Genomic DNA, 13,560 nt, shown 5'->3' with positions numbered 1-13,560 from the left:
AATCCGGCATGGTGGCGCCATGCCACCCGGGGTCGTCGAGCAGTCCACTCCGGCGCAGGAGCTGGCCACCCTGGTCGGGGCGGTCACCACCCTGCCGACGCCCCGGTACGCCGGGCTGGCCCGGCGCATCCGGGAGCTGGTCGACGCGGGCCGGCTCGCACCCGGGACGCGGCTGCCCGCCGAACGCGACCTCGCCACCGCGCTGGCCACCAGCCGGGTCACCGTCGCCTCGGCCTACCGGGTGCTGCGCGAGGAGGGCTGGGCGCGGACCCGGCACGGCTCGGGCACCGTCCTGGAGCCGCCCGGCGGCGCCCCGGCTCGCGACTGGCTGCCTTCCGACGCTCCCGGCCACATCGACCTCGCCCACGCCGCACCCGCCGCGACCTCCCAGCTCGAGCCGGCCTACCGGGCGGCGCTGGAGCAGCTGCCCGCCCTCACCGCCGGGCACGGCTACGCCCCCGGCGGGCTGCCCGGGCTGCGGTCGGCGATCGCCGACCGGTTCACCGCCCGCGGGCTGCCCACCGACCCGGAGCAGATCGTGGTCACCGCCGGGGTGGGCGACGCCGCCGCCGTCGTCGCCGAGGCGCTGCTGGAGCCCGGCGACCGGGTGCTGGTCGAGCACCCCAGCTACCCCGGTGCGCTGCGCGTCGTCGAGGGCGCCGGCGCGCGGCTGGTGCCGGTGGCGGTCGACCCGGAGCGCCCCGACGCGCTGGTCGAGGCCGCGCACCTGGCGGCCCGGCAGAGCGGTCCGCGGCTGGCCTACCTGATGCCGGACTTCACCAACCCGACCGGGGCGCGGATGTCGGCGGCCGGCCGGCGCCGGCTGGCCGCCACGCTCTGGCAGCAGGGGGTGCTCACCGTCGTCGACGAGGTGTGCGCCGAGCTGTACCTGGACGACGGGCCGCTGCCGCCGTACGCGGCAGGGCTCCCCGACGCCGCCACGGTCACCCTCGGTGGCCTGGCCAAGGCGGTCTGGGGCGGGCTGCGGATCGGCTGGCTGCGCACCGACGCCGCCCTGGCCACCCGGCTGGCCGGGGTGCTCGGCCGCCGCCAGCTCTCCGTCGGCCTGCTCGACCAACTGGCCGCCACCGTGCTGGTGCGCGACCTGGACGCCGTGCTCGCCGAGCGGCGCGAGCAGCTGCGCAGCCAGCGCGCCGCACTGCTGACCGCCCTGGCCGAGCAGCTGCCGGAGTGGCGGGTGCACCCACCGGGCGGCGGGCTGTCGGTGTGGTGCGCCCTGCCGCCCGGGCTCAGCTCCGCCGCGCTGGCGGCCGCCGCCGCGCCACGGGGGGTGCTGCTGGCCGAGGGGCGGGTCTTCGGCACCGGCCACGCCTTCGACGACCACCTCCGGCTCCCCTTCACCCGGCCGGCCGAGCAGCTGCGCACCGCCGTCGACGTGCTGGCCGGGCTCGCCGGTGAGCTGCGCAGTGAGCGCGGCCGGACGCCCGCGCCGCGCACCGTCGTCTGACGTCCCGCCGCCGGACCGTCGCGGCGCCATCACGGCTGGTCACGACGGCACCGGGGTGCTGGAGCACGCCGCTCCGGCTCCCCGTGCGCAGAACGGCTCAGGTCGGTAACTTCCCAGCGTGGTCGCCCACCGGGGCGATGGGCGCTCCCCCGTCGGAAGCACGGCGTGCGGAGGGTCCCACCGGCAGGACCCAGGTGCACTGTCGAGATCGGTCGAGTCGATGCCCTCCTCCACCACGACCGCCACCCCCAGCACGATCCCCGCCGCCCGCCCGGTCGGGGAGAACCTCCGCGCCTCCACCGTCCAGCCCCCCGGCCGGCTGACCGGGCGCTTCCGCGGCGACCTGGTCACCGGGCAGTGGTCGTGGTCGCCCGAGCTCTTCGCGCTGCAGGGACTGGACCCGGCCGCCGTCGCGCCGTCGGCCCAGCTGCTGCTCTCGCAGGTGCACCGTGACGACCGCCCGGCCGTCCGGACGGCGCTGGGCATCGCCAGCACCACGGGCGCCCCGTTCACCCGTGAGCACCGGCTGGTCCGTCCCGACGGTCAGCTGCGCTGCGTCCTGCTGGTCTGCGAGCCGGAGACCGACGGGTCGGGCAGGGTCGTCGCGCTCGCCGGCCTGCTCGTCGACCTGACCGAGGAGCGCGCCCGCCCGCCGGCCGCCGCCCCCGCCGACCAGGTGCACCGGCTGGAGACCGAGGTCGAGCAGCTGCGCACCGCCATGGCCAGCCGGGCGGCCATCGAGCAGGCCAAGGGCATCGTGATGCTGCTGATGGGCTGCGGCGACCAGGTCGCCTTCGACCTGCTCGCGCACATCTCCAGCCACACCCACCGGAAGGTGCGCGACGTCGCGGCGTCGATCATCGACTCGGCCAGCGGCCGCCGCCCCCTGCCCGCCGACGTCCGCGAGATCCTGCACGACGCCTGCCCGCCCGACCGCAGCGTCTGACCCGGCAGCCGTTCCGTCGGCCCCCGCTCGTCCCGCCCCGGCGCCCGTCGGAGAAGATGCCGGGACCGCCCGGCACCGGAGCCCCGGTCCGGGTGCGGGACGAGCGAGGGGAGGCCGGCGCGTGTTCTACCTGTTCGCCCGGTTCGTGCTGCGGCCGCTGTTCCTCGTGGCCTTCCGGCCCACCGTCGTCGGCCGGGACAACGTGCCGGCCACCGGGCCCGTCATCCTGGCCAGCAACCACCTCTCGTTCATCGACAGCATCGTCATCCCGCTGATGGCCCCCCGCCGGGTCGGCTACCTGGCCAAGGCCGAGTACTGGCGCGGTTCGGGCATCGGGGGCTGGCTGACCCGGACGCTGTTCACCGCGCTGGGCGCGCTCCCGGTGGAGCGCGAGGCCTCCCGGGCGGCGCAGGCCGCACTGGACACCGCGATGGGGGTGCTCCGCGCCGGCGGCGCCTTCGGCATCTACCCCGAGGGCACCCGGTCCCGGGACGGCCGGCTGGCGCGGGGCAAGACCGGCGTGGCCTGGCTGGCGCTCACCGCCGACTGCCCGGTGGTCCCGGTCGCCGTGCACGGCACCGACCGGGTGCAGCCGATCGACGCGCGCTGGCCGCGGCCGCACCGGATCCGGGTCACCTTCGGCGAGCCGCTGACCTTCCCCGAGCACCGCGGCATGGCGGGCAAGGCGAAGACCCGCCGCGAGGTCACCGACCGGGTGATGGAGGCGATCGCCGAGCTCTCCGGCCAGGAGAAGGCCGGCTGGGGCACCACCCCGACCGCTGCATGAACGGCGCACTGCTCGTCGCCGGCACCACCTCCGACGCCGGCAAGTCCGTCGTCACCGCCGGGATCTGCCGCTGGCTGGTGCGCCAGGGCGTGTCGGTCGCGCCGTTCAAGGCGCAGAACATGAGCAACAACTCCATGGTCACCGCCGACGGCGCGGAGATCGGCCGGGCGCAGGTGATGCAGGCCGCGGCCGCCCGGGTCGAGCCGGAGGCGGCGATGAACCCGGTGCTGCTCAAGCCGGGCGGGGAGAACGCCAGCCAGGTCGTCGTCCTGGGCAAGCCGGTCGCCGACGTGACGGCGCTGTCCTACCGGCCGATGAAGGCCGCCCTGCTCGAGCAGGCGCTGGCCTGCCTGGCCGACCTCCGCTCCCGGTTCGACGTGGTGGTCTGCGAGGGCGCCGGCTCCCCCACCGAGATCAACCTGCGCGCCGACGACATCGCCAACATGGGGCTGGCCACCGCCGCGCAGCTGCCGGTCGTGGTGGTCGGCGACATCGACCGCGGCGGCGTGTTCGCCGCGCTCTACGGCACCGTCGCCCTGATGCCACCGGCCGACCAGCGGCTGGTCGCCGGTTTCCTGGTGAACAAGTTCCGCGGCGACGCCCGGCTGCTCGCCCCGGGCCTGGACCAGCTGCGCGACCTCACCGGCCGGCCGGCCCTGGGGGTGCTGCCCTGGCGGACCGGACTGCATTTGGACGTGGAGGACTCCCTCGGGGTCGACACGGTCCGCGGCCCGGCCCTGGCGCCGCACGGCGAGGACGTGCTGCGGGTGTCGGTGGCCCGGCTGCCGCGGCTGTCGAACTTCACCGACCTCGACGCGCTCGCCGCCGAGCCCGGTGTGCTGGTGCGCTGGGCGACCCGGCCCGAGGAGCTCGCCGACGCCGACCTGGTCGTGCTTCCCGGGTCGCGGTCGACCGTCGCCGACCTGCACTGGCTGCGCGAGACCGGCCTCGCCGACGCCGTCTCCCGGCGGGCCGCCGAGGGCCGGCCGGTGCTCGGCATCTGCGGTGGCCACCAGATGCTCGCCCGCACCATCACCGACGAGGTCGAGTCGCGCGCCGGCGTCGTCCCCGGCCTCGGGCTGCTGCCCACCGAGGTGCGCTTCGCGCGGGAGAAGACCCTGGCCCGCCCGGTGGGCTCGGCACTCGGCCAGCCCGTGCAGGGGTACGAGATCCACCACGGCGTGGTCACCGTGGACCCGCTCTCCGTCAGCCCAGCCGCGGAGCCGTTCCTGGACGGCGCCCGGGCCGGGGCGGTGTTCGGGACGACGTGGCACGGCGCGCTGGAGAACGACGGGTTCCGCCGGGCGTTCCTCACCGTGGTCGCCGGGCTCGCCGGCCGCCGGTTCACCGCGGCGCCGGACACCGACTTCGCCGCCGTGCGCGAGGCCCGGCTGGACGCGCTGGGCGACCTGATCGCCGACCACGCCGACACCGACGCGCTGTGGCGCCTGGTCGAGTCCGGCCCGCCGGCCGACCTGCCGGTGCTGACCGCCGGGCCCGGCCCGCGCTGACCGCTCCGTCGGCCGTCAGCTGGGCGCCGTGAGCAGCGCGCGGACGTCGTCCGGCCAGGGCACCGGCCGGCCGGCGGTGGTCACCACGTAGGTCGACCGGACGGTGCAGCACGTGCGCCCGGCCACCCGGACGGTGAACCGCAGCGTCACGCTCGTGGTGCCCAGCCGCTCCAGGTCGGCGTCGACGGCCACCACGTCGCCGTGCCGGGCCGGGGCCGTCCACTCCAGGGCGCTGGCCCGCACGTAGTACTCGACGCCGGCCGCGTTCAGCGCCGTCCAGTCGACCCCGACGGCCCGCCACCACGCGCCCAGCGCCTCGTCGGCCCAGGTCAGGTAGTGGCCGTTGAAGACGACGCCCTGCCGGTCGCACTCGACGAAGCGGACGGGGGCACTCCACACCTCGGGCACGGGCGGCCACGCTACCGACCGACGGCGACCGCCCGACCGTTACCGTCGGGGCGTGGACAGCAGCCTCGCCGGGACCGCGCGCTCCGACCAGGAGGTGCTCGCCGGCTACCGCCCGCCCAGCCGGCTGGTGCTGGACAAGGAGATCGACCGGATCGACCGGCACTGCGCCGCGTTCATCGGGCTCTCCCCCTTCGCCACGCTCTCCACCGCCGGTGCCGACGGCTGGCCGGAGATCAGCCCGCGCGGCGGCGACCCGGGCTTCGTGCACGTGCTCGACGAGCACCGCCTCGCGCTGCCCGACCGCACCGGCAACAACCGGGTCGACAGCCTGCGCAAGCTGGCGGAGAACCCGCGGGCCGCGCTGCTGTTCTTCGTGCCCGGCGCCGAGGAGACGCTCAAGGTGTTCGGGACGACGTCGCTCGTCGCCCCCGACGACCTCGGCGTCGACCTCACCGAGTTCGGCCGGGCGCCGAGGTCGGTGCTGGTGATCGAGGTGACCCGCGCCTACTTCCAGTGCGGCAAGGCGGTCATGCGCTCGGGGCTGTGGGACCCGAGCACCCACGTCGACCGGTCGACGATGACGCCGTTCGGCGAGGTGCTGCGGGAGCACTGCCGGCTGGAGACCCCGCTGCCCGACGACGCGACGATCCGCGCGGAGCTCGCCCAGGAGCTGTAGCTCGGGCAGCTCAGCCGGCGAGCTCCTCCCGCTCGGCTCTGCGGGCGGCGACCGCCCGCTGGGCGAGCAGCCGGATCCGGTCGGCACGGGCCCGGCGCTCGGGCCGGTAGCGCGCGTCCTCGACCAGCTGCCACGCGGCCAGGGCACTGGCCCGGACCGTGGACGGGCCCGCGACGCTCACCGGCTGGACCGGTTGGGCTGTGCTCATCGCATGCCCCTCTCTCCCCACTCGCGGCCGTGGTCACCGGCGTCGTCCTGTAGTGGCCCACCGTTGGTCGTCCCAACCACGATGTGACCCGTCTGCTGTCGGACAGGCACCGTTCGTCGTGAGGATCACAGCTGTGTGGTTCGGGCGGTACGACCGACGCGGCGGTTTCGATCCGCGCCCGGCGTGTCCCTGATCGGCACGCCGCGTGGCCGGCCGCCTACGGTCCGGACATGGCGACGGGATGGCGCGGAGTGCTGGGCCGGCTGACGGCGGCGGTGCGGACGGCGGGTCCCCCTCGGGCGGCACGGCCGGTCACCCGGCGCGCGACCCCCGACCACGACGGGCCGGTCGAGCTGGACTACCGGCCACGGGACGACGGTCGCCCCGATCCCGGGGAGATCGTCTGGGCGTGGGTCCCGTTCGAGGAGGCCGACGGTCGCGGCAAGGACCGACCGGTGCTGGTGGTCGGCCGGGACGGCGAGGCGCTGCTGGGCTTGATGCTCACCAGCAAGGACCACGACCGGGACGCCGCGGACGAGGCCCGGCACGGCCGGCACTGGGTCGACATCGGCAGCGGCCCCTGGGACCGGCGGGGCCGGCCCAGCGAGGTGCGCGTCGACCGCGTGCTGCGCCTGGCCGCCGGCGACGTCCGGCGGGAGGGGGCCACCCTGGACCGGGCCCGGTTCGACCAGGTCGCCGCCGAGGTCCGCCGCCGGCTCGGCCGCTGACCGTCAGTCGGCCGAGGGCTCGCTCTCGTGCACGGGGACGCGGGGCCGCAGGTGGTAGACGCCGGCGCCCCCGGGCAGGCTCTGCAGGTCGTACCGGTGCACCACCTTCGGCCCACCGTGCAGGTGGACGTGGGTGACGGTGGGCAGGGGGTCGCCGTGGCGCGCCTCGCGCACCTCCACCCGGCCGTCGAGCGGCCCGCCGACGAACAGCAGCACGGCACCCCCGTCCTCGGGGGTGCCGGTCGCGGTCGTGTCGTCCTCGGACAGAGCGGTCTCCCTCGCTCGGTGCCTGTGCCCCGCCGGTGGGCGGCCCCGACCAGGGTAGGCACGGACGGGCGACCCGTCCCGCAGCGCCGGGGGTCAACCGCCGGCGATCGGGCGTGATCCGTGCCGCGCCCAGACCTCGTGGCCGGCCGCCGAGGCCGCCGCGACCAGGGGCACGAAGAGCAGCGCCCCCGCGATCCCCCAGAGCAGCCCGCCGGCCGTCACGGCGATGAGGACCACCGCGGCGTTGATCGGCAGCCGGCTCTTCATCACGTACGGCTCGACCACGTCGTTGCCCAGCTGCTGGACGACCACGACCAGCACGAGCACGAGCACGGCGGTGCCCAGCCCCGACGCGCCGTAGGCCACCACGACGGCCAGCGCGCCGGCGACGAAGGCCCCGATGGTGGGCACGTAGGACCCGACGAACTGCAGCACGGCCAGGGTGAGCGCCAGCGGGACGCCGAGCAGCAGCAGGCCGAGCCCGATGCCGACCGCGTCGAACAGGGCCACGACCGTCAGCCCGCGCACGTAGGCACCCACCGTCCCCCACGCCGCCCGGCCACCGGCGTCGACGTCCTCCCGGAGCCGGCCGCCGAACTTGCCGAGCAGCCACTGCCACATGCCCGGGCCGCTGGTCAAGAACAGGAACGCCAGCGCCAGGGTGAGGAAGGCGCCCAGGAGGACCTCCAGGAGGGTCTGGGCCGGCCCGACCAGCGCGCCCACGCCGGCGTCGCCCTGCCCACCACCGCCCACGAGCTCACCCAGGGAGGGCACCGAGACGCCGAACCGGTCCGACAGCTCGGTGGAGAGCCGGTCCAGGGCGTCGCGGAGCTGGGGCAGCTGGGCGGCGATGCGGGCGGTCAGGCCGAGCCCGACGCCGGCCAGCACCGCCAGGAACAGCAGCACGGCCAGACCGGCGGACACCCACCGCGGCACGCCCCGGCCGCTCGCCCAGCGCACCGCCGGCGCGGCGACTCCCGCGATCAGCAGCCCCGTGAGCACGGCGGCGAGCACCAGGGTGAGCTGCCCGGCCAGCCCGGCCAGCAGCCACCCGAGGACCACCAGCACGAGCACCCGGCCGCCGACGGCGGCGGATCGCACCAGCCAGGCGGGAGCTGCCTGGGCAGCGGCGTCGGTTCGCGGTTCGTCGGCTGCCATGCCCAGGAGATGCCACGTCAGCGCGGCCTGACACATGGCCACCGCGGAACGCGCGACCCGGGGGCCGTCAGGCCGGCGGCTGCCCCCGCTTCAGCCAGCGGGCCAGCAGCGGGGCGGTGAAGAGCATCACGAACAGGCGCAGCACCTGGACAGCGAGCACGAACGTCGCATCCGCCCCGCTGCCGCTGGCGGTGGCCAGCACCGCGTAGAGCCCGCCCGGGGTGGTCGCCAGGTAGCCCTCGAGCCGGCTGACGCCGGCCGTCGCGGACAGCAGCAGCCCGAGCCCGGCGCAGGCGACGATGACGCCGACGATCAGCGCGATCGCCAGCGGCAGCGCCCGGCCGACCACCCGCAGGCTCGACCGGGTGAGCCCGAGGCCCACCTGCAGCCCGATCGCCAGGAAGGCGGCCGACTCCACCGGCCCGGGCACCCCGGCGCCCTGGGCGACGCCGGTCAGGTCCAGCGCGGCGGCGACGAGCAGCGGCCCCAGCAGCGCGCCGACCGGGATGCGGGCCACGCGGCCGAGCACCAGCCCGGCCGCTCCGCAGAACGCGGTGAACAGCAGCCCCGCGGCCCAGCCCGGGCCGTCGTCGACCGGCGCCGCTCCACCGCCCGGCGAGGCGCCGTAGACCGTCGTCGCCACCACCGGCATCGCCACCACGATCACCAGCACCCGCAGGTACTGCAGCACCCCGACCAGCTGGGCGTCGGCGCCGAGGTCCCGGGCCATGGCGGTGATCCCGGAGGCCCCGCCGGCGACCATCGCGAAGGCACCGGTGACCGCGCTGATCCCGCGCTGCAGGCGCATCAGCTGCCCGGCGGCCAGGCTGACCAGCAGGGTCGCCACGGTGATCGAGAGCACCGGCAGCCAGTGGTCGGCGACGACCCGGAGGGTCTCCGGCTGCACCAGCGCCCCGGCCGAGACCCCGATCAGCGCCTGCGCCCCGGTCAGCGCCGGCCGCGGCAGCACCAGCTGCGTGCGGCCGATCAGCGCCCGGCCCAGCCCCGCGGCCAGCCCGCCGAACAACGCCGGGGACGGGACGGAGAGCCGGTCCATGACCAGCGCCAGCAGCACCGCGGCGAGCAGGACCACCGCCCAGTCGGCCAGCAGCCGCCGTCGCCCCCGCTCCACGCCGTGCACTCTGCCGCAGCGGCCGTCCGGGCCTTCAGAGGCCGGCGATGCGGCGGAGCTCGGCGACGTGCGCGTCGAAGGCGGCCCGCCCGGCCTTGGTCAGCGCCAGGCTGGTGCGCTGCCGGGAGGCGATCGTCGCCTTCCGCACCTGCACGTACCCGGCCTCCTCCAGCTGCTTGACGTGCTTGGACAGCACCGAGTCGCTGACCCCCACGGCGTCGCGGACGGCGGCGAACTCCATCGTGTCGACGGCGGCGAGCAGCCCGCAGACCTGCAGTCGCGGCGGGGCGTGGACGACCGCGTCGAACTGCGGCTCGACGGCGGTCACCGGCCCTCGCGGAGGCCGGCGACGTAGATCCGGGTGACCCAGCGGCTGAGCAGCCCCGCCGACGCCCCCAGCAACGCGGCCACCACCACCATGGCACCACGCAGGTCGAGCAGGAACTCGGCCGCGGCACCGACGCCGTACAGCCCCAGGAAGCCGATCGCCCACCAGCGCGTGGCCCGTTGGACGCGCCCCTGGACCGGCCCCACCTTCCGGGCGTCCCACCAGACCCCGGTGATCCGCCGGTACGCCGCCATCAGCCCCGCGCACCCAGCGAGGAAGAGCACCAGCGCCCCGGCGATCACCCAGATGCTGTGGGACGAGTAGCTGCTGAAGAAGCCGAAGAGGAGCAGCGCCAGGGCGACGTCGTACCACCACGGCTGCATCAGGCGGTCGGCCACCGCGGCCCGGTCGGACTGCAGCGCGGCGAGCTGCGCGGCCGCCTGGTCACGGGTGGCCACCGGCCCGTCCCCGTCGAGCGGACCGCCGGTCACCGCCGGCCCCGCAGCTCGGCGGCGTAGGCCCGGCTCCAGCGCCGGCCGAAGAGGGTGACCGCGACGCCGAGGACGGCGCCCGCGGGGACCATCACCCAGTGGTGGCCGTACCCGTCGGCGAGCACGAAGGCCGGCACCAGGACGACCAAGACGACGACGGTCCACACGAGCATCGACCGCGCGTCGATGTTCACCCAGATCCCGGTGATGCGCTTGTAGGCGGCCATCAGCGCGGCGAGGCAGGCGCCGAACACGACCAGCGCCGGGAAGGTAACCCAGGGCGAGTCGAGGGCGTAGCTGGCGAGGAAGCCGAACAACAGCAGCCCGAGCGCCGCGTCGTACCACCACGGAGGCACGACGCGGTCGGCCAGCGCGGCGCGGTCGGCCTGCAGCGCCGCCAGCTGGGCGGCGGCGTCGTCCCGGCCGATCCCGTTGGTTTCCATGTCGGAAAGTGTGGCGGGCGACTTTCCGCTTCGTCAAGGGACACGCCCCTGTCCCCACCCGGGGTCCCCGTGGTCGAATGACGCTCCAACTGCGACGGCAGTGGAGGAAGCCCGGTGCGACTCCGGCGCGGTCCCGCCACTGTGACCCGGTCCCGACCGGGGAGTCAGGAACTCCCGCCGTCGCCTCCTGCCACCTCCGGGCGTGGACACCCGGGGAGAGGACCCGTGGTCTGCTCATGACCTATCCCTTCGGCGCCGTCGTCGGCATGGACGACATGCGCCTGGCCCTGCTGCTCAACGCCGTCTCCCCCGCCGTCGGCGGGGTGCTGGTGCGCGGGGAGAAGGGCACCGCCAAGTCGACGACGGTGCGCGCCCTGGCCGCCGTCCTGCCCCCGGTCGACATCGTCGCCGGCTGCCGCTTCGCCTGCGACCCCGCCGCCCCCGACCCGGAGTGCCCGGACGGCCCGCACCCGTCCGACTCCCCGGCGGTCACCCGCCCGGCCAGGCTCGTCGAGCTGCCGGTCGGCGCCTCGGAGGACCGGCTGGTCGGCTCGCTGGACCTGGAGCGGGCGCTCACCGAGGGCGTGAAGTCCTTCGAGCCCGGGCTGCTGGCCGGCGCGCACCGCGGCGTCCTGTACGTCGACGAGGTCAACCTGCTGCACGACCACCTGGTCGACCTGCTGCTGGACGCCGCCGCCCTGGGCCGCGCCTACGTCGAGCGCGAGGGCGTCTCGGTGCGGCACGCCGCCCGGTTCCTGCTGGTCGGCACCATGAACCCGGAGGAGGGCGAGCTCCGCCCCCAGCTGCTCGACCGGTTCGGGCTCACCGTCGAGGTCGCCGCCCCCCGGGACGCCGACCTGCGCGCCGAGGTGGTCCGCCGCCGCTTCGGCTACGACGCCGACCCGGCCGCCTTCGCCGCCGCCTGGGCCGACGAGGAGTCCGCGCTGGCCCGCCAGATCGCCGAGGCCCGCGCCCGGCTGCCCCGCGTGGTCCTCTCCGACGGCGCGCTGCGCCAGGTCACCAGCGTCTGCGCCGCCTTCGACGTCGACGGGCTGCGCGCCGACCTGGTCACCGCCCGGGCGGCGATCGCGCACGCCGCGTGGTGCGGCCGCGAGGAGGTCACCGAGGACGACGTCCGGGTCGCCGCCCGGCTCGCCCTCCCCCACCGCCGCCGGCGCAACCCCTTCGACGCCCCCGGCCTGGACGACGAGACGCTCGACCGCGCGCTGGAGGACTCCCGCCCCGACGACCCGACGCCACCGGATGACGACCCGACCGACCCCACCGACGGCCCCGACGATGGCGGCGGCGATGGCGGCGGGGACCGCGGCGCTCCCCCACCACCCCCCGCCGGCAGCAGCCCCCCAGGCGAGCTTTCTCGCGAGGAAGCACCCGCGCTTTCTCGCGAGGAAGCGCGGGGCGAGCAGCCGACGACGGCGCCGCGGGGTGAGGGCGGCGGGCACACCGATGCCGCCCCCACGCCGGAGAAGGCCGCCGTCGCGCCGTCGGACCCGTTCCGCACCCGCCGGCTGGAGGTGCCCGGCATCGGCGCGGGCGCCGCGGGACGGCGGTCGCGGGCGCGCAGCGAACGCGGCCGGGTGGTCGGGTCGCGCCGTCCCGAGGGCAGCGTCACCAAGCTGCACCTGGTCGACACGATCGTCGCCGCCGCGCCGCACCAGCGGGCCCGTGGGCGCAGCGGCACCGGTCTGCGGGTCAAGCGCGCCGACCTGCGCCAGGCCACGCTCGAGGGCCGTGAGGGCAACCTCGTCCTCTTCGTCGTCGACGCCAGCGGCTCGATGGGCGCCCGCTCCCGGATGGCCGCGGTGAAGGGCGCCGTCCTCTCCCTGCTGCTGGACGCCTACCAGCGCCGGGACAAGGTCGGGCTGATCACCTTCCGCGGCGGCGAGGCCGAGCTGGCGCTGCCGCCCACCTGGTCGGTGGAGGCCGCCGCCGCCCGGCTGACCGGCCTGCCCACCGGCGGGCGCACCCCGCTCGCCGCCGGGCTGCTCAAGGCGCACGACACCCTGCGGCTGGAGCGGGTGCGCGATCCGCAGCGCCGCCCGCTGCTCGTCGTCGTCACCGACGGCCGGGCCACCGGCGCCCGCGGCGGTGACCACCTCGGCGACGCCCGCCGGGCGGCCGGGCTGCTCGCGGCGGCGGACGTCGCGAGTGTCGTCGTCGACTGCGAGTCCGGGCCGGTGCGGCTCGGGCTGGCGGCGTCCCTGGGGCTCCAGCTGGGCGCGCAGACGCTGCGGCTGGAGGAGCTGGGCGCCGAGTCCCTGGCCAGCACGGTCCGCGACGTGCGGAAGGCCGCCTGATGCCGCAGGGGCAGGTCGCCGTCGTGCCGCAGGACGGGCTCACCACCCGGCAGCGCCGCAACCGGCCGCTGCTGGCGGTGCACACCGGGGAGATGAAGGGCAAGTCCACCGCCGCCTTCGGGATGGCGATGCGGGCCTGGAACCAGGGCTGGTCGATCGCGGTCTACCAGTTCGTCAAGAGCGCCAAGTGGAAGGTCGGCGAGGAGAACGCGCTGACCGCGCTGGGCCGGGTGCACGCCGAGACCGGCGAGGGCGGCCCGGTCGTCTGGCACAAGATGGGCTCGGGCTGGTCGTGGTCGCGCAAGCACGGCGAGGAGACCGACCACGCCGCCGACGCCGCCGAGGGCTGGGCGCAGATCAAGCGCGACCTGGCCGCCGAGGCGCACCGGTTCTACGTGCTCGACGAGTTCACCTACCCGCTGAAGTGGGGGTGGGTGGACATCCAGGACGTGGTTGCGACGTTGTCCGCTCGCCCGGGCAGCCAGCACGTCGTCATCACCGGGCGCGACGCCCCGCCGGCGTTGATCGAGGCCGCCGACCTGGTCGTGGAGATGACCAAGGTCAAGCACCCGATGGACGCCGGCCAGAAGGGCCAGCGGGGGATCGAGTGGTGACCCGCCCGGCCCCGTCCCCCGCCCAGTGCGGAGTTGCAGTCGCCCGCCCCCGCGTGTCCGTGCGTGTCGGCGACCAG

General features: G+C 76.2%; 16 protein-coding genes and 1 riboswitch. Of the genes, 8 read left to right on the top strand and 8 right to left on the bottom strand.

The window, feature by feature from the left end; all coding sequences use genetic code 11:
• Positions 1-19 precede the first annotated feature (19 nt).
• The 4 genes from yczR to ACI79Y_RS06550 all read left to right on the top strand — a co-directional run bounded on the left by yczR (position 20) and on the right by ACI79Y_RS06550 (position 4,712).
• Positions 20-1,468, top strand: a complete 1,449-nt coding sequence (gene yczR, locus ACI79Y_RS06565; protein ID WP_457157697.1) for a MocR-like transcription factor YczR — start codon at positions 20-22, stop codon at positions 1,466-1,468.
• Between the two features lie 220 nt (positions 1,469-1,688).
• Positions 1,689-2,414, top strand: a complete 726-nt coding sequence (locus tag ACI79Y_RS06560; RefSeq protein WP_457157696.1) for a PAS and ANTAR domain-containing protein — start codon at positions 1,689-1,691, stop codon at positions 2,412-2,414.
• A gap of 121 nt (positions 2,415-2,535) precedes the next feature.
• Positions 2,536-3,201, top strand: a complete 666-nt coding sequence (locus ACI79Y_RS06555; RefSeq protein WP_457157695.1) for a lysophospholipid acyltransferase family protein — start codon at positions 2,536-2,538, stop codon at positions 3,199-3,201.
• Complete coding sequence (locus ACI79Y_RS06550) at positions 3,198-4,712, top strand: cobyric acid synthase (protein ID WP_457157694.1); 1,515 nt, start codon at positions 3,198-3,200, stop codon at positions 4,710-4,712. The genes ACI79Y_RS06555 and ACI79Y_RS06550 overlap by 4 nt, the downstream gene beginning before the upstream one ends.
• A gap of 15 nt (positions 4,713-4,727) precedes the next feature.
• Here ACI79Y_RS06550 and ACI79Y_RS06545 read toward each other — a convergent pair whose 3' ends face one another.
• The gene (locus ACI79Y_RS06545; protein ID WP_457157693.1) at positions 4,728-5,120 is read right to left on the bottom strand and encodes an acyl-CoA thioesterase; all 393 of its coding nucleotides are present in this window, start codon (positions 5,118-5,120) and stop codon (positions 4,728-4,730) included.
• A 52-nt stretch (positions 5,121-5,172) separates the two neighbouring features.
• On the opposite strand from ACI79Y_RS06545, the gene ACI79Y_RS06540 reads away from it, so the two are divergent.
• Positions 5,173-5,796, top strand: a complete 624-nt coding sequence (locus ACI79Y_RS06540; protein WP_457157692.1) for an MSMEG_1061 family FMN-dependent PPOX-type flavoprotein — start codon at positions 5,173-5,175, stop codon at positions 5,794-5,796.
• A 10-nt stretch (positions 5,797-5,806) separates the two neighbouring features.
• Here the strand turns inward: ACI79Y_RS06540 and ACI79Y_RS06535 are convergent, their stop codons facing one another.
• The gene (locus ACI79Y_RS06535; RefSeq protein ID WP_457080258.1) at positions 5,807-6,004 is read right to left on the bottom strand and encodes a hypothetical protein; all 198 of its coding nucleotides are present in this window, start codon (positions 6,002-6,004) and stop codon (positions 5,807-5,809) included.
• Positions 6,005-6,234: 230 nt separating this feature from the next.
• Between ACI79Y_RS06535 and ACI79Y_RS06530 the strand changes: the two genes are divergently transcribed.
• Complete coding sequence (locus tag ACI79Y_RS06530; protein ID WP_457157691.1) at positions 6,235-6,732, top strand: type II toxin-antitoxin system PemK/MazF family toxin; 498 nt, start codon at positions 6,235-6,237, stop codon at positions 6,730-6,732.
• Between the two features lie 3 nt (positions 6,733-6,735).
• On the opposite strand, the gene ACI79Y_RS06525 is transcribed toward ACI79Y_RS06530, so the two are convergent.
• From ACI79Y_RS06525 to ACI79Y_RS06500, 6 genes are all read right to left on the bottom strand, one after another.
• Entirely contained in the window at positions 6,736-6,948 is a 213-nt protein-coding gene (locus ACI79Y_RS06525; protein WP_457080254.1) for a hypothetical protein, read from the bottom strand.
• Between the two features lie 144 nt (positions 6,949-7,092).
• A complete protein-coding gene (locus tag ACI79Y_RS06520) occupies positions 7,093-8,157 on the bottom strand; it encodes an AI-2E family transporter (RefSeq protein ID WP_457157690.1) in 1,065 nt (354 codons plus the stop codon).
• 67 nt (positions 8,158-8,224) lie between these two features.
• Positions 8,225-9,289 carry an AbrB family transcriptional regulator gene (locus tag ACI79Y_RS06515; protein ID WP_457157689.1) on the bottom strand — a complete coding sequence of 355 codons (1,065 nt, stop codon included), beginning with the start codon at positions 9,287-9,289 and terminating at the stop codon, positions 8,225-8,227.
• Between the two features lie 34 nt (positions 9,290-9,323).
• Positions 9,324-9,617: a transcriptional regulator gene (locus ACI79Y_RS06510; protein WP_457157688.1), complete on the bottom strand. Its 294-nt coding sequence runs from the start codon at positions 9,615-9,617 to the stop codon at positions 9,324-9,326.
• A complete protein-coding gene (locus ACI79Y_RS06505; protein ID WP_457157687.1) occupies positions 9,614-10,075 on the bottom strand; it encodes a hypothetical protein in 462 nt (153 codons plus the stop codon). The genes ACI79Y_RS06510 and ACI79Y_RS06505 overlap by 4 nt, the downstream gene beginning before the upstream one ends.
• 29 nt (positions 10,076-10,104) lie before the next feature.
• Complete coding sequence (locus tag ACI79Y_RS06500; protein ID WP_457157686.1) at positions 10,105-10,551, bottom strand: hypothetical protein; 447 nt, start codon at positions 10,549-10,551, stop codon at positions 10,105-10,107.
• Positions 10,552-10,654: 103 nt separating this feature from the next.
• Positions 10,655-10,725: riboswitch (cobalamin riboswitch) on the top strand.
• 62 nt (positions 10,726-10,787) lie between these two features.
• Between ACI79Y_RS06500 and ACI79Y_RS06495 the strand changes: the two genes are divergently transcribed.
• The gene (locus ACI79Y_RS06495; RefSeq protein ID WP_457157685.1) at positions 10,788-12,869 is read left to right on the top strand and encodes a putative cobaltochelatase; all 2,082 of its coding nucleotides are present in this window, start codon (positions 10,788-10,790) and stop codon (positions 12,867-12,869) included.
• Positions 12,869-13,483 (top strand): cob(I)yrinic acid a,c-diamide adenosyltransferase, encoded by a 615-nt coding sequence (gene cobO, locus ACI79Y_RS06490; RefSeq protein ID WP_457157684.1) that lies wholly within the window; start codon positions 12,869-12,871, stop codon positions 13,481-13,483. Before ACI79Y_RS06495 ends, cobO begins: the two co-directional genes overlap by 1 nt.
• Positions 13,484-13,560: the final 77 nt, after the last annotated feature.

Source organism: Modestobacter sp. SYSU DS0875, assembly GCF_054050915.1.
Note: the sequence above shows the minus strand (reverse complement) of the source record. Positions and strands in the feature narration are given on the sequence as shown.